14 protein-coding genes are annotated in these 14,218 nt (G+C 60.4%); 5 read left to right on the forward strand and 9 right to left on the reverse strand.

The window, feature by feature from the left end:
* Positions 1-110: 110 nt before the first annotated feature.
* The 3 genes from ACT54B_RS12790 to ilvD form a co-directional block, all read right to left on the reverse strand.
* Positions 111-1,424: a replication-associated recombination protein A gene (locus tag ACT54B_RS12790; protein WP_476045338.1), complete on the reverse strand. Its 1,314-nt coding sequence runs from the start codon at positions 1,422-1,424 to the stop codon at positions 111-113.
* Complete coding sequence (locus ACT54B_RS12795; protein WP_476045339.1) at positions 1,421-2,824, reverse strand: DegQ family serine endoprotease; 1,404 nt, start codon at positions 2,822-2,824, stop codon at positions 1,421-1,423. The genes ACT54B_RS12790 and ACT54B_RS12795 overlap by 4 nt, the downstream gene beginning before the upstream one ends.
* A gap of 184 nt (positions 2,825-3,008) precedes the next feature.
* A complete protein-coding gene (gene ilvD / locus ACT54B_RS12800; protein ID WP_476045340.1) occupies positions 3,009-4,850 on the reverse strand; it encodes a dihydroxy-acid dehydratase in 1,842 nt (613 codons plus the stop codon).
* Positions 4,851-5,132: 282 nt separating this feature from the next.
* Between ilvD and msrP the strand changes: the two genes are divergently transcribed.
* From msrP to ACT54B_RS12825, 5 genes are all read left to right on the forward strand, one after another.
* Entirely contained in the window at positions 5,133-6,077 is a 945-nt protein-coding gene (gene msrP / locus ACT54B_RS12805) for a protein-methionine-sulfoxide reductase catalytic subunit MsrP (RefSeq protein WP_476045342.1), read from the forward strand.
* A 2-nt stretch (positions 6,078-6,079) separates the two neighbouring features.
* Positions 6,080-6,721 carry a protein-methionine-sulfoxide reductase heme-binding subunit MsrQ gene (msrQ, locus tag ACT54B_RS12810; RefSeq protein WP_476045343.1) on the forward strand — a complete coding sequence of 214 codons (642 nt, stop codon included), beginning with the start codon at positions 6,080-6,082 and terminating at the stop codon, positions 6,719-6,721.
* Between the two features lie 115 nt (positions 6,722-6,836).
* On the forward strand, positions 6,837-7,262 hold the full coding sequence (locus tag ACT54B_RS12815) for a YciI family protein (RefSeq protein ID WP_476045610.1): 426 nt from the start codon (positions 6,837-6,839) through the stop codon (positions 7,260-7,262).
* A 16-nt stretch (positions 7,263-7,278) separates the two neighbouring features.
* The gene (locus tag ACT54B_RS12820) at positions 7,279-7,689 is read left to right on the forward strand and encodes a VOC family protein (RefSeq protein WP_476045612.1); all 411 of its coding nucleotides are present in this window, start codon (positions 7,279-7,281) and stop codon (positions 7,687-7,689) included.
* An 89-nt stretch (positions 7,690-7,778) separates the two neighbouring features.
* Positions 7,779-9,053 carry an RNA polymerase sigma factor gene (locus tag ACT54B_RS12825; protein ID WP_476045344.1) on the forward strand — a complete coding sequence of 425 codons (1,275 nt, stop codon included), beginning with the start codon at positions 7,779-7,781 and terminating at the stop codon, positions 9,051-9,053.
* A gap of 159 nt (positions 9,054-9,212) precedes the next feature.
* Here ACT54B_RS12825 and rplQ read toward each other — a convergent pair whose 3' ends face one another.
* The 6 genes from rplQ to secY all read right to left on the reverse strand — a co-directional run bounded on the left by rplQ (position 9,213) and on the right by secY (position 14,070).
* A complete protein-coding gene (gene rplQ, locus ACT54B_RS12830) occupies positions 9,213-9,632 on the reverse strand; it encodes a 50S ribosomal protein L17 (protein WP_476045345.1) in 420 nt (139 codons plus the stop codon).
* Positions 9,633-9,671: 39 nt separating this feature from the next.
* A complete protein-coding gene (locus ACT54B_RS12835; protein ID WP_476045346.1) occupies positions 9,672-10,682 on the reverse strand; it encodes a DNA-directed RNA polymerase subunit alpha in 1,011 nt (336 codons plus the stop codon).
* A gap of 104 nt (positions 10,683-10,786) precedes the next feature.
* A complete protein-coding gene (gene rpsK, locus ACT54B_RS12840) occupies positions 10,787-11,176 on the reverse strand; it encodes a 30S ribosomal protein S11 (protein WP_183366337.1) in 390 nt (129 codons plus the stop codon).
* A 244-nt stretch (positions 11,177-11,420) separates the two neighbouring features.
* Positions 11,421-11,789 (reverse strand): 30S ribosomal protein S13, encoded by a 369-nt coding sequence (gene rpsM, locus ACT54B_RS12845; RefSeq protein WP_476045347.1) that lies wholly within the window; start codon positions 11,787-11,789, stop codon positions 11,421-11,423.
* Between the two features lie 287 nt (positions 11,790-12,076).
* A complete protein-coding gene (locus ACT54B_RS12850; RefSeq protein ID WP_476045348.1) occupies positions 12,077-12,733 on the reverse strand; it encodes an adenylate kinase in 657 nt (218 codons plus the stop codon).
* Positions 12,730-14,070, reverse strand: coding sequence for a preprotein translocase subunit SecY (gene secY, locus ACT54B_RS12855; protein WP_476045350.1), 1,341 nt, complete (start codon positions 14,068-14,070; stop codon positions 12,730-12,732). Before secY ends, ACT54B_RS12850 begins: the two co-directional genes overlap by 4 nt.
* Positions 14,071-14,218 lie beyond the last annotated feature (148 nt).

The following is a 14,218-nucleotide window of genomic DNA, read 5'->3' on the forward strand; positions in this document are numbered from 1 at the left end:
AAGCGCTATTTAGAAAGGGCCTTCATCCACGGAGGCCCTTTTTTCATGCATCGATTCAAGTCTCTTGCAATCCGATTCCGGAAACGGGGCCAAGCGACTGGTTCTGAATCCTATTTAGCACTTCGTTCCCGACGCAGCTTGGACCACCAGTCAAGCCTTTTGCGAATCTCCCGCTCGAAGCCACGCTCGGGCGGATCGTAGAACTGACGCCGTCCCATCTTCTCCGGGAAATAATCCTGCCCGGAAAACGCATCGGGTTCATCATGGTCATAGCGGTATCCGTCGCCATAACCTTCGCCCTTCATCAGTTTCGTGGGCGCGTTGAGAATGTGTTTCGGGGGCAACAAGGATCCGTTCTCCTTCGCTGCTCGAAGCGCCGCCTTGTAGGCGGTGTAGACGCCGTTCGATTTGGGGGCAGTCGCGATATAGACGCAGGCCTGTGCCAGGGCCAGTTCACCCTCCGGTGAACCGAGAAAATCATAGGCATCTTTCGCCGCATTGCAGATCACCAGCGCCTGTGGATCCGCGAGGCCGATATCCTCGACCGCCATCCGCACCAGTCGACGGCCGATGAAAAGCGGGTTCTCGCCGGCATCGAACATCCGGCACAAATAATAGAGCGCCGCGTCCGGATCCGATCCACGCACCGACTTGTGCAGTGCGGAGATGAGATTGTAGTGGCCATCCTGTCCCTTGTCATAAACAGGGGCGCGCCGTTGCACGACGCGGGACAGTCCGTCCGTATCGAAGATCTCTCCCGGTCTGGCCGCACGCCAGACTTCCTCGGCCAGCGTGAGAGAGGCACGCCCGTCCCCGTCGGCCATCCGAATGAGGGCGGCGCGGGCATCCGCATCCAGCGGCAGAGGTTTTTCCTCCATGGCTTCCGCGCGGGTGAGAAGCTGCTCGATGCTGGCTTCGTCATGGGACTTGAAGGTCAGCACGCGGGCACGGGAGAGCAACGCGGCGTTAAGCTCGAAGGACGGGTTTTCCGTGGTGGCCCCCACCAGGATCACGGTGCCGTCTTCCATGACGGGCAGAAAACTATCCTGTTGAGCGCGATTGAAGCGATGGATCTCGTCGACAAACAGCAGCGTCTGGCGCCCGTTCATGCGGCGCGCCCGAGCCGCCTCGAACACTTTTTTCAGATCCGCAACCCCCGAGAAGATTGCGGAAATCTGTTCGAATGCGAGCCCCGCCTCACCTGACAGAAGCCTCGCGACCGTGGTCTTTCCCGTGCCAGGCGGCCCCCAGAAAATCATCGACCCCAAGGTGCCGCTTTCGATCATCCGTGTCAGCACCCCGTCGGGGCCGCTCAGGTGTTCCTGCCCGGAGACCTCCGCCAGCGTTGCGGGCCGAAGGCGGTCCGCAAGCGGCCGGCGGTTGGCCACTTCTTCCGGCACATGAGGCGAAAACAGATCGCTCATCGGAAAATCTGCCGGAAAATCTGCCCACCGCGATTGACCTCGACCTGCCAGAAGCCTTCGTCTTGCCCGAGCTGGGTTTCCAGCGTGGCCGTGCTGTCGATGGCCGTGCCATTGAGCGAGAGGATGATATCGTTCGGTTGGAAGCCCACCTGCTGCGCTGGGGAACCACGACGGATCTGGGTCACGATGACGCCCTTCAGTTCGTTGGGCAAGTGCATCTCATCCGCAAGCCGCGGCGAAAGATTGGCCACCTCGGCGCCCGCCAGAGGATTGTCGCCCTTCAGAAGCCGCTGGTCGCGCGGCTGGGTTTCGGGCGGTCCCGCAAGGGTGAGTTTTGTCTGATGCGGTTCCCCGTTGTCGGTCACATCAAGCGTTACCGCCTTGCCGAGGCCCGCCGTTGCGAGGCGGTAACCGAGCGCGTCCGGATGCTCGACGGCGATCCCGTTGACGGCCGTAATCACCTCGCCCGGCTTCAGGCCCGCCTTGGCGGCCGGACCGCCTTCCACCACCTTCACGACAAGGGCACCGCGCGCGCGGGTAAGGCCGAGCGCGGACGCAACTTCCGAGGTGACAGGCTCGAAGGTCGCGCCGATATAGGGACGTTCAAAGCTCTTCGCCCCCCGTTCTGCCGCCGTGAGGAAGGCTTTGACGAGATTGGCCGGAATGGCGAAACCGACGCCATTCGACCCACCGCCGCGCGAAAAGATGGCGGTGTTGATGCCGATGAGTTCGCCCCTCATATTCATCAACGCTCCGCCGGAATTTCCGGGGTTGATGGCGGCATCGGTCTGGATGAAGAACCCGAATTCGGATTTCACGACCTGATTGCGCGCCAAGGCGGACACGATGCCCGACGTCACAGTCTGCCCTACGCCGAACGGATTCCCGATGGCGAGGACCAGATCGCCGACCTCCACCTTGTCCGAGTTTCCGATCGGCAGCGGAGCAAACGTGTCCTTGCTCTTGATCTTGAGCACCGCGAGATCGACCCGTTCATCCTTCATCACCAGATCGCAGGGGTATTCCCGACCATCCGCAAGCGCCACCTTGATATCGTCAGCGCCCTCGATGACGTGGTTGTTGGTGATGACCATGCCGGAAGCCGTGGCAATGACACCCGAACCAAGAGACGACTGTTTTTCCGTCCGGTTCGGCATGCGCTGGCCGAAGAACTGTTCGAAGAAGGGATCGTCCAGGAAAGGAGAGCGACGTTCGACCACGCGCTCCGCATAGACATTCACCACGGAACCGGCAGTCTGCTTCACCAGAGGCGCAAAGGAGAGCTGCATTTCCGAAGCGGTTTGCGGAACCGTTTTGGTGTCTTCCGCGCGGAGGCTGACGGCCGGTAGAAGCGACGCAACGAGCACGAGGCTGATAAATCGGCTTCCCTTGAACAACATGCTGATTCCCTTTCCTTAGTCTGACCGGAACATGGTCATTCCGAGCTTGGATGAAAAGAGGGCGAAAGCATGGAGAAGGCCGGTTCGTCAGGCTTTCCACCGCAAGGGCCCTCTCAGGGGGCGGGTGCCGACAAGCGGGGAACTAAGAGAAAGGGCCATTCTCTCGAATGGCCCTGCATTGTGATTATTTCAAAAGGCTCAGATCGCGAACCGCACCCTTGTCTGCGCTCGTCGCAAAAGCGGCGTAGACTTTGAGTGCTGTGGACACAGCGCGCTTGCGCGCCTCGGCAGGCTGCCAGCCCTTGGCATCCTGTTCTGCCCGGCGACGCGCCAGTTCGTCTTCGGAAACGCGCAGGCTGATCCCACGATTGGGAATGTCGATATCGATCATGTCACCGTCGCGCACGAGGCCGATCAGGCCACCATTGGCAGCTTCCGGCGAGACGTGGCCGATGGAAAGACCAGAAGTGCCTCCGGAGAAGCGGCCATCCGTGATGAGGGCGCAGGCTTTTCCGAGGCCTTTCGACTTCAGGTAGCTCGTCGGATAGAGCATTTCCTGCATGCCCGGACCGCCCTTCGGGCCTTCGTAGCGAATGACAACCACATCGCCGGCCTTGATCTCGTTGGAGAGGATCGCCTTGACGGACGCATCCTGGCTTTCGAAGACCCGGGCGGGGCCCGAGAAGGTCAGGATGCTTTCATCCACACCCGCGGTTTTGACGATGCATCCGTCGATCGCCAGGTTACCCTTCAGCACCGCAAGGCCGCCATCCTTCGAGAAAGGATGTTGGGCATCGCGGATCACGCCTTTCTCGCGGTCGATATCGAGTTCCTTCCAGCGAGCATCCTGGCTGAATGCCACCTGGGTGGGAATGCCTCCGGGTGCGGCGGAAAAGAGCTTGTGTGCTGCGGGATTGTCGCTGATCGCGATATCCCAGTTGTCCAGCGCCTCGCGCATCGAGCTGGAATGCACGGTCGGCAGGTGGCTGTGCAGCAGGCCGGCGCGATCGAGCTCGCCGAGGATGGCCATGATGCCGCCGGCGCGGTGCACGTCTTCCATATGCACGTCCGACTTCGCTGGCGCGACCTTGGAGAGGCAGGGAACCTTGCGCGAGAGACGGTCGATGTCGTCCATCGTGAAGTCCACGCCACCCTCATGCGCAGCGGCCAGGATGTGCAGCACGGTATTGGTCGAGCCGCCCATGGCAATGTCGAGGGCCATGGCGTTTTCGAAGGCTTGCTTGCTGGCGATCGAGCGCGGCAGCACGCTTGCATCCTCCTGTTCGTACCAGCGACGAGCAAGATCGACCACGCGGCGGCCCGCTTCCAGGAAGAGTTGCTTGCGGTCCGCATGGGTTGCCAGGGTCGAGCCGTTACCGGGCAGGGAGAGCCCGAGCGCTTCCGTCAGACAGTTCATCGAATTGGCGGTGAACATGCCGGAGCAGGAGCCGCAGGTGGGGCAGGCAGAACGCTCGATGACCTTGACGTCCTCATCGGATACGCTGTCGTCCGCGGCGGCAACCATGGCATCGACGAGGTCGAGAGCATGGGTCTTTCCATGCAGCACCACCTTGCCCGCTTCCATCGGACCGCCGGACACGAAAATGGCCGGAATGTTCAGACGCATCGCTGCCATCAGCATGCCGGGCGTGATCTTGTCGCAGTTGGAAATGCACACCATGGCATCGGCGCAGTGGGCATTGACCATATATTCGACGCTATCGGCAATGATTTCGCGCGACGGCAGCGAATAGAGCATGCCATCGTGACCCATTGCGATCCCGTCATCGACGGCAATGGTGTTGAACTCCTTCGCGACACCGCCGGCGGCCTCGATTTCACGGGCCACGAGCTGGCCGAGATCCTTCAGATGCACGTGTCCCGGCACGAACTGGGTAAAGGAATTGACCACAGCGATGATCGGCTTGCCGAAGTCACTGTCCTTCATGCCGGTTGCGCGCCAAAGCCCGCGCGCGCCGGCCATGTTGCGGCCATGGGTCGTGGTTCTGGAACGATAGGCAGGCATGTTCTTGTCCTCGATCATGTTTCAGGGATAGGCGCTGGTGCGGCTGCGGCCAAGGCGCCGGATTGGGTGGAATCCCTACCGGAAAGGCCAAGGGCTGTCACTATCACCTCCGGCAAAACCGGTACGCCCGATGCATGGCATTTTTTCGTTGTTTGAAGAAACAAATCCGCCTTCGGCCTCGTATAGCAATCATGAACACGAAAATGTGGTCGTGCGCCCCCTTTTCTCGCCCCCAAGGCGGCTTATGACTGGGCGCATCGCCAGAACCATGAGGATGTCCCCATGCCCGTCTACAAGGTGCCCTCTATTCCCTCCTTCGACATCACGCCGCAGGCTGTATACCTGAAGCGGCGCGAATTACTGGGCGTGCTGGCGGGCGGCGCGGCCATGGCTTTCGCTCCGGGCGCGGATGCCGCCAGCCTGAAGACCGTCCCCTCCCCCTACAAGGTGAATGAGGAGCTGACGCCGAAGGAGAGCGTGACGACCTACAACAACTTCTACGAATTCGGCCTGGACAAAGCCGATCCGGCGGCCAATTCCGGAAGCTTCAAGCCCTCGCCCTGGACCTTGGAGGTGGGTGGCCTGGTGGCAAAGCCCAAGACCTTCGGGCTGGAAGACCTGTTGAAGACGTTCCCGGTGGAGGAGCGCATCTATCGCATGCGATGTGTGGAAGCGTGGAGCATGGTCATTCCCTGGAACGGATTCCCGCTTGGCGCCCTGCTGAAGGCCGTGGAGCCGCTGGGCTCGGCCAAATATGTTGCCTTCGAAACCATCGTGCGGCCAGAAGAAATGCCCGGCCAGAAGGGCGGCTTCCAATCGCTGCCCTGGCCTTATGTGGAGGGGCTTCGGCTGGATGAGGCATTGCACCCCCTCACCCTTCTGGCCGTCGGGCTGTACGGTGAAACCCTCCCCAACCAGAATGGCGCGCCCATTCGCCTCGTCGTGCCGTGGAAATACGGCTTCAAGGGAATTAAATCCATCGTGAAGATCACCTTGACGGACAAGCAACCGCCGTCCACCTGGAACCTGCTCGCTCCGCAGGAATACGGCTTTTACGCCAATGTGAATCCGGCCGTAGACCACCCGCGCTGGAGCCAGGCAACCGAGCGTCGGATCGGGTCTGGCGGCTTCTTCGGCACCAGCCGCGTCGATACCCTGCCCTTCAATGGCTATGCCGAGGACGTGGCAAGCCTCTACAGCGGCATGGACCTGACGGCGAATTTTTGACCATGGCTTTCAAGCTTTCCCAGCGCCAACAGTCGGCGCTCATATGGACCCTTTACGGTCTTGGCCTTTTGCCGGCGGTCTGGACTTTCTGGGCCGGCGCCAGTGGTGCGCTCGGCGCCGATCCGGTCAAGACCTTCGAGCGGCTTCTCGGCCTCTGGACCATCCGGTTCCTGATTCTCACTCTGGCGATAACGCCCTTGCGGGATTGGGGCCTTTTCAACGGCTTGCGATACCGGCGGGCGCTCGGTCTCCTCTCCTTCTACTATGCCGCCATGCATTTCACGGTCTATGCGGTGCTGGATCAGGCACTCGTCGTATCGGCAATCATCGCCGATATCGTGAAGCGCCCTTTCATTACCTTTGGAATGGCTGCATTGACTCTCCTGGTGCCGCTTGCCGTTACGTCAAACAGCGGGTCGATCCGTCGGCTCGGCTCCCGATGGGCGGTGCTGCACCGGCTGATCTATCCAGCTGCAGCGCTCGGTGCCCTGCATTACAGCATGGCCACGAAGGTCCTCGGGATCGAACAGTATATCCATATCGGCCTGCTCATCGTCTTGCTCGCCTATCGGCTGATCCGCCGTCCGTTGCTGCAGGCAAGGAAGAAGCAAAAAGCCCGTTCCACACCGATGGATGCGATCTGAAACCGGCTTCGCTCTGCTCTGCAATTTTTTTTCGCATCTCCTGTCGAATCCGGCGATGATCGCGCGTCTTTCCATCATGCGCCAGTCCGGCGCCCCGGAAACAAAGGAGATCGAAATGCGTGTGGTGGTATTTGTTAAGGCAACCGAAGACAGCGAAGCGGGTGCCCTGCCAACCCCGGAACTGATCGAGGCCATGGGCCGGTTCAACGAGGAACTGGTGAATGCCGGCATCATGCTTGGCGGAGATGGCCTAAAGCCCTCGAAACTGGGAAAACGCATCGCCTTTGACGGTGCGAGCCGCAGGGTTCTCGACGGCCCCTTCACCGAAACCCGTGAACTTGTGGCGGGCTACTGGATCTGGGAAGTGCGCGATATGGACGAGGCGGTGGAATGGGTCAAACGATGCCCCAACCCTATGCCGGGACCCAGCGAAATCGAGATCCGACCGGTGATCACGATGGAGGATTTTGCCGAGGTCATGACACCTGAGGGCACTGCCGTACACGATCGTGTGGCCCAGAAGCTCGCGGATCAGAAGTGAGATAACCATGTCCCGGATGTTATTTCTGAACTTGCCGGTCCGGAACCTGCAAACGTCGATTGCCTTCTATTCCGCGATAGGAGCAACCCAGAACCTTCAGTTTTCAGACGAACGAACCGCTTGCATGCTGCTTTCGGACAGCATTGGCGTGATGTTGCTGACCTATGAACGCTACGCCGAATTTGTCTCGCGGCCGGTCGGAGACGCCCGCGAGCAAAGCCAGATGCTGCTGGCATTGACCTGCGAAAGCCGATCCGAAGTCGACCAGCTCGTTTTATCGGGCGCTGCAGCGCACGGGCGTGCCGATCCGACACCGTCCCAAGACCATGGCTTCATGTATTACCGCACGCTCGAGGATCCGGACGGCTACATCTGGGAGATGATATGGATGAATATGGCAGGTGAAGCGGACACCAGCTCCGCCTGATCGCAGTCGGATCTGGCCCTTGACCTTTGTCGGGGGCCGGATTCGCCTCCTGTTTGACTGCACCGTCGCGGGCATCCTAAACCTTGCGTATGAATAGCGCAGACACATATCGCACGGTTGAAACGATCTTCAGGCTGGAGCGCAGCCGGCTGCTCGCGGCGCTCGTCCGGACGACCGGTCAGATTGATCTCGCAGAGGAGCTTGCCCAGGAGGCGCTGGCTGCCGCGCTTGCCCGCTGGCCCCAGACCGGTATTCCTGACAATCCGGCCGGCTGGCTATTGGTGGCGGCAAAGCGGCGCGCCATTGACCTGCATCGGCGGAGAACGACGGCGGAGCGCGCCCTGCCGGACCTCATCCACGCACAAAACCAGGACGAGATCGCTCTGCACGATGATTACGAGCGCGCGCTCGATGACGACATCGGCGATGACCGCCTGACATTGATCTTTACCGCGGCGCATCCACTCTTGCCTCCCGATCAAAGGGCAGCGCTGACCTTGAGACTTATCGGCGGCCTTTCCACTGCCGAAATTGCCCGGGCCTATTTTTCCTCCGAACCGGCCATCGCCCAGCGCATCACCCGTGCCAAGCGGAGACTTGCGGAGCCCGACATCCGCTATGAAGTTCCCGAAGGATCCGAACGCGCCGACCGGCTTCAGACGGTGCTGGAAGTGCTGTATCTCATGTTCAACGAAGGATATTCCGCAACGTCAGGCCCAGACGGCATTCGCCCGCCCCTCTGCCACGAAGCCATGCGCCTCGGCCGAATTCTTTGCGGCCTGATGCCAACGGAGCCAGAAGCCCTCGGGCTGCTGGCCCTGATGGAGATCCAGGCCTCCCGCTTTCCCGCGCGGACCGGTCCCGATGGTGAATCCATTCCCCTTCCCCAGCAAAACCGGGCGCTTTGGGATAGACTGCTCATTCAAAGGGGGCTTGCCGGGCTCGAAAGAGCTCGTAGCCTTAGCGCTACGGGGAGCTATTTCCTACAGGCGGAAATCGCCGCCTGTCATGCCCGGTCCCTTCGCTTTGAAGAGACCGACTGGCACAGGATCGCCAGCCTATATGGTGCCTTGCTGGAGCGTCATCCATCCCCTGTAGCGGCCCTCAGCAGGGCGATCGCTCTGGGGATGGCCGAAGGACCTTCCTATGGCCTCGATCTGCTGGATGACGAGGAGGCCTGGAGCGCCTTGGCTACCTTTGCCCCTTACCACGCCGCCCGCGCGGATTGCCTAGAGCGGCTCGGCCGCACGGCAGACGCAGCCAGTGTTTACGATCGGGCCGCTGAACTCGCAGGAAATGCGGCGGAGAAAAACTTTCTTCGAGAAAAGGCAGAGAGAAACCGGCGGATGTCCGAGGCATCCTAGCCTTTCTCAAAACACATCAGCGTCTTCGCCTGCCCGCCTATGCGGGGGCAAAGGCATATCGAGGGCTCGTCCGGCCTGACCATCCATGGAAACGAAATAGGGCCAAGGTGCACGCACCTTGGCCCTATTCCTCATATAGGCAAATACGGAAGCGACCTATCAGGCGGCTTCGGCAGCTTCTGCTTCAGCGCGGGCCTTGTCGGCTGCGCCCTTGGCGTCAACGTCGCGGTCCACGAACTCGATGACGGCCATTGCAGCGTTGTCGCCGAAACGGAAGCCAGCCTTCATGATGCGAAGGTAGCCGCCGTTGCGGTTCGCATAGCGGGAAGCAATGGTGTCGAACAGCTTCGAGACGACAGCAGCGTCGCGAACCTGGGAGATCGCCTGACGGCGAGCGTGCAGGTCGCCGCGCTTGCCGAGGGTGACGAGCTTTTCGACGATCGGACGGATTTCCTTTGCCTTCGGCAGGGTGGTCACGATCTGCTCATGGGTGATGAGCGAGGCAGCCATGTTGGCGAACATGGCCTTGCGGTGGCTGGCAGTGCGGTTGAGCTTGCGGCCGGCTTTCTGGTGGCGCATGGCTTTACTCCTTGATCGCAGGCAGGGCCTGCATAACGGTTAATACTGGTCTTCGTAGCGCTTGGCGAGATCTTCGATGTTCTCGGGCGGCCATGCGGGCACTTCCATGCCGAGGTGCAGGCCCATGGAAGCGAGAACTTCCTTGATTTCGTTCAGCGACTTGCGACCGAAGTTCGGAGTGCGGAGCATTTCTGCTTCCGTCTTCTGAATGAGGTCGCCGATGTAGACGATGTTGTCGTTCTTCAGGCAGTTGGCCGAACGAACGGAGAGTTCGAGTTCGTCCACCTTCTTGAGGAGCGCCGGGTTGAAGGCAAGCTCGGTGACAGCTTCCTCGACGGCTTCCTTCTGCGGTTCGTCGAAGTTGACGAAGACCGAGAGCTGGTCCTGGAGGATGCGGGCTGCGAAGGCAACCGCGTCTTCACCGGTGACAGAACCATCGGTTTCGATGGTCATGGTCAGCTTGTCATAGTCAAGAACCTGGCCTTCACGGGTGTTTTCCACCTTGTAGGACACTTTCTTGACCGGCGAGTAAAGGCTGTCGACCGGGATGAGGCCGATCGGCGCGTCTTCCGAGCGGTTACGCTCGGCCGGCACGTAGCCCTTGCCATTGTTGACCGTAAATTCCATACGGATCTCCGCGCCCTCGTCGAGCGTGCAGATCACGTGGTTCGGGTTCAGGATCTCGATATCGCCAACCGTCTGGATATCACCAGCGGTGACGGTGCCGGGGCCCTGCTTGCGGACAACCATGCGCTTGGCATCGTCGCCATCCATCTTGATCGCGATTTCCTTGATGTTCAGGACGATGTCCGTCACGTCTTCGCGAACGCCCGGAATGGACGAGAACTCATGCAGTACGCCGTCGATCTGGACGGCGGTGACGGCAGCGCCGCGGAGCGACGAAAGCAGCACGCGACGCAGCGCGTTGCCGAGGGTAAGGCCGAAGCCACGCTCCAGGGGCTCGGCGACGAGCGTTGCCTTGGTGCGGCCGGAGGAGGAGAACTCCACCTTGTTCGGCTTGATCAGTTCCTGCCAGTTCTTCTGGATCATTGTTTTTTCCTTCCGTTCGCCGCCACCATCCAATCGTGACGACCGAGCATGAAACAAGCGAGGCGGACGATCCCCGGGGACCATCCGCCCGCCACGGACGATGATCAGACGCGGCGCTTCTTGCGCGGACGGCAGCCGTTGTGCGGGATCGGGGTCACATCACGGATCGAGGTGATCATGAAGCCGGCAGCCTGAAGGGCGCGCAGAGCGGATTCACGACCGGAACCCGGGCCGCAAACTTCAACTTCCAGCGACTTCATGCCATGTTCCTGGGCCTTCTTCGCAGCGTCTTCAGCAGCGATCTGGGCAGCGAACGGGGTCGACTTGCGCGAACCCTTGAAGCCCTTCGAGCCGGCAGACGACCAGGCAATGGCATTGCCCTGCGCGTCGGTGATGGTGATCATGGTGTTGTTGAAGGTGGAGTTGACGTGAGCAACGCCCGAGGTGATGTTTTTGCGCTCGCGACGGCGGACGCGGGTGGCTTCCTTGGCCATGGTCTTCCTTTCAAGTGATCTCTTCACCGCCGTAACACCAGCGGCTACACCGGAAGTGAAAGTGAGTGAGTAGTGAGTAGTGAGTAGTGAGTAGCTTAACCAGCCTCACACCCCGACCCGGCCCCTCTGCTCAAGACCGACACTTCCATTTCTCTCCCTTTCGGGAGCATTTCATGCAGCAAACAGCGAAAGTGAGCAGCAAGTAGACACCTACTCACTACTCACTATTCAACTACTCACTGAATTACTTCTTCTTGCCTGCGATGGCCTTTGCCGGGCCCTTGCGGGTGCGGGCATTGGTATGCGTGCGCTGACCGCGGACCGGAAGGCCACGGCGATGACGCAGGCCGCGGTAGCAGCCGAGGTCCATCAGACGCTTGATGTTCATCGAGGTTTCGCGGCGCAGATCGCCCTCTACCTGATAATCGCGGTCGATGGTTTCGCGGATCTGCAGGACTTCGGCGTCCGTCAGCTGATGAACGCGACGCTCGGCCGGAATACCGACCTTCTCGCAGATTTCCTGTGCAAACTTCGGACCGATCCCGTGAATGTAGGTCAGCGCAATTACTACGCGCTTCGCGGTCGGGATGTTGACGCCAGCGATACGTGCCACGCCTATTCTCCTTGCGTTCCCTCACGCCTTCAGGCGCTAGGTGCTTCGTTATGCGGCCAGGCCGCTTGTTTATCTCTAAGGGTTCGAACACGCGAATGCGACCGGACCCGGACATTTCTTGATCCGCGCCGTTCGCCTGATGTTGCGAGTTGGCGCGGTCTTTAACGGAATCGGCTGCAAAAAGCAACCAGTGCCGCCATAATTATTGCCCGAAGCCCCGGTTTGCGGGTGCCAGGGCCCGACAAAGGCCGGTGCCGGGAGCAGCCTGAGCCCCTCCCCGGCTCAACTCACCGCTTGTATGCGGAAAGAATCGTATCGATAGCGGTCGAAACGTCGCCGATGTCAGCCATGCCATCCACCGACTTGAGCTTCTTCTTGGCATAGTAATAGCCAATCAGAGGGGACGTTTCCTTGTAATAGGCCTGCAGGCGCGTCGTCATCGTCTCGGCATTGTCGTCCGGACGGCGCTTGAACTCGGTCGAGCCGCACTTGTCACAGACGCCAGAGACCTTCGGCTTGTGGTTATGGTCGTGATAACCAGCGCCGCACTTGGCGCAGGTGTAGCGACCGGATACGCGATCCACGAGCACCGAGTCGTTCACCTGCAGTTCGATCACCACGTCGAGTTCGATGCCTTTGGAGTTCAGCATCGACTCGGTCGCATCCGCCTGCACCAGCGTGCGGGGGAAGCCATCCAGAATGAAACCGTTAGCGCAGTCAGGCTGATCGATCCGCTCCGAGACGATGTCGATGACGATATCGTCGGAGACGAGCTTGCCCGCATCCATCACTGCCTTCGCGCGCTTGCCGACATCCGTACCGGCTGCCACGGCTGCGCGCAGCATGTCGCCTGTCGAAAGCTGCGGAATGCCGTAGTTCTCGACGATCCGCTGGGCCTGGGTTCCCTTGCCCGCGCCCGGCGGTCCTAAAAGAATAAGTCTCATCGTCCCCTCTTCCCTCCACGGAGCTTGCTCTTCTTGATCAGGCCCTCATATTGCTGCGCAATCAGGTGTCCCTGAATCTGTGCTACCGTATCGAGGGTGACGCTGACAACAATCAAAAGCGACGTACCACCAAGGGCTAATGGGATACCCGTCTGGGAAACAAGAATTTCGGGAAGAATGCAGACGATGACGAGGTAGATCGCGCCGACCACGGTGATGCGGGTGAGCACGTAGTCGAGATATTCCGCCGTGCGTTCGCCGGGACGAATGCCGGGGATGAAGCCGCCATGCTTCTTCAGGTTATCGGCCGTATCTTTCGGATTGAAGACGATGGCCGTGTAGAAGAAGGCGAAGAACGCAATCAGAAGACCGTACAGCACCATGTAGACCGGACGGCCGTGGCCGAGCGATGCAATGACCATGGTGGCCCATTCGGGAAGGTTCTGGTTATGCGAGAAGCCTGCGATGGTGCCCGGCAGCAGCAGCAGCGACGATGCGAAGATGGCCGGGATGACGCCAGAGGTGTTGAGCTTGAGCGGCAGGTGGGACGATTCGCCCCGCGACATGCCATTGCCGATCTGACGCTTCGGATACTGGATCAGAAGGCGGCGCTGCGCACGCTCGACGAAAACGATCAGCGCAATAACGGCAATCGCAACGACCAGAACGGTCAGAATCAGACCGGTGGACAGAGCCCCGGTGCGACCGAGCTCCAGCGTACCGGCAAGAGCGGTTGGCAGGCCAGCCGCAATACCGGCGAAAATGATCAGCGAGGTGCCGTTGCCGATGCCGCGCGAGGTGATCTGCTCACCGAGCCACATCAGGAACATGGTGCCGCCGAGAAGCGAGATCACGGTCGAGATGCGGAAGAACAGGCCAGGATCGGTTACCACGTTGGCGGCGCTCTCGAGGCCCACTGCGATGCCGTAGGCCTGCAGCGCGCCGAGCAGTACGGTGCCGTAACGGGTGTACTGGTTGATGATCTTGCGGCCCTGTTCGCCTTCCTTCTTGAGATTCTCGAGCGCCGGGACGACCGACGTCATCAGCTGCACGATGATCGAGGAAGAGATGTAGGGCATGATGCCGAGCGCGAAGATTGCCATGCGCTGTACGGCGCCGCCCGAGAACATGTTGAACAGCCCGAGAATGCCGCCCGACTGGCCCTTGAAGGCGTGGGCATAGGCCTCGGGATTCAGTCCCGGAAGCGGGATATGGGTACCGAGACGGTAGACAATCAGCGCCAGCAGGGTGAACCAGAGGCGCTTCTTGAGGTCCTCGGCCTTGGCAAAGGTCGAAAAATTGAGATTCGAAGCCAGTTGTTCCGCTGCAGACGCCATGCATATCTCCGCACAACCCATCCGGTGGAAGCTGGCGCCCGGTCTTGGGAGCACCGGGCCTCACCCGGAGAAAATTAAATCGTTTAGGAATTCGGCGGCGGGCGTATCGCGTTTTCTGGATCGCGTGCCTCACCCTCGTTTTCCATAA

Source organism: Gellertiella sp. DMC107, assembly GCF_056313605.1.

What these genes read in the sequence shown, in the direction of transcription:
- ACT54B_RS12790 (WP_476045338.1), bottom strand. Translation starts at nt 1,424, where the DNA reads ATGAGCGATCTGTTTTCGCCTCATGTGCCGGAAGAAGTGGCCAACCGC.
- ACT54B_RS12795 (WP_476045339.1), bottom strand. Translation starts at nt 2,824, where the DNA reads ATGTTGTTCAAGGGAAGCCGATTTATCAGCCTCGTGCTCGTTGCGTCG.
- ilvD (WP_476045340.1), bottom strand. Translation starts at nt 4,850, where the DNA reads ATGCCTGCCTATCGTTCCAGAACCACGACCCATGGCCGCAACATGGCC.
- msrP (WP_476045342.1), top strand. Translation starts at nt 5,133, where the DNA reads ATGCCCGTCTACAAGGTGCCCTCTATTCCCTCCTTCGACATCACGCCG.
- msrQ (WP_476045343.1), top strand. Translation starts at nt 6,080, where the DNA reads ATGGCTTTCAAGCTTTCCCAGCGCCAACAGTCGGCGCTCATATGGACC.
- ACT54B_RS12815 (WP_476045610.1), top strand. Translation starts at nt 6,837, where the DNA reads ATGCGTGTGGTGGTATTTGTTAAGGCAACCGAAGACAGCGAAGCGGGT.
- ACT54B_RS12820 (WP_476045612.1), top strand. Translation starts at nt 7,279, where the DNA reads ATGTTATTTCTGAACTTGCCGGTCCGGAACCTGCAAACGTCGATTGCC.
- ACT54B_RS12825 (WP_476045344.1), top strand. Translation starts at nt 7,779, where the DNA reads ATGAATAGCGCAGACACATATCGCACGGTTGAAACGATCTTCAGGCTG.
- rplQ (WP_476045345.1), bottom strand. Translation starts at nt 9,632, where the DNA reads ATGCGCCACCAGAAAGCCGGCCGCAAGCTCAACCGCACTGCCAGCCAC.
- ACT54B_RS12835 (WP_476045346.1), bottom strand. Translation starts at nt 10,682, where the DNA reads ATGATCCAGAAGAACTGGCAGGAACTGATCAAGCCGAACAAGGTGGAG.
- rpsK (WP_183366337.1), bottom strand. Translation starts at nt 11,176, where the DNA reads ATGGCCAAGGAAGCCACCCGCGTCCGCCGTCGCGAGCGCAAAAACATC.
- ACT54B_RS12850 (WP_476045348.1), bottom strand. Translation starts at nt 12,733, where the DNA reads ATGAGACTTATTCTTTTAGGACCGCCGGGCGCGGGCAAGGGAACCCAG.
- secY (WP_476045350.1), bottom strand. Translation starts at nt 14,070, where the DNA reads ATGGCGTCTGCAGCGGAACAACTGGCTTCGAATCTCAATTTTTCGACC.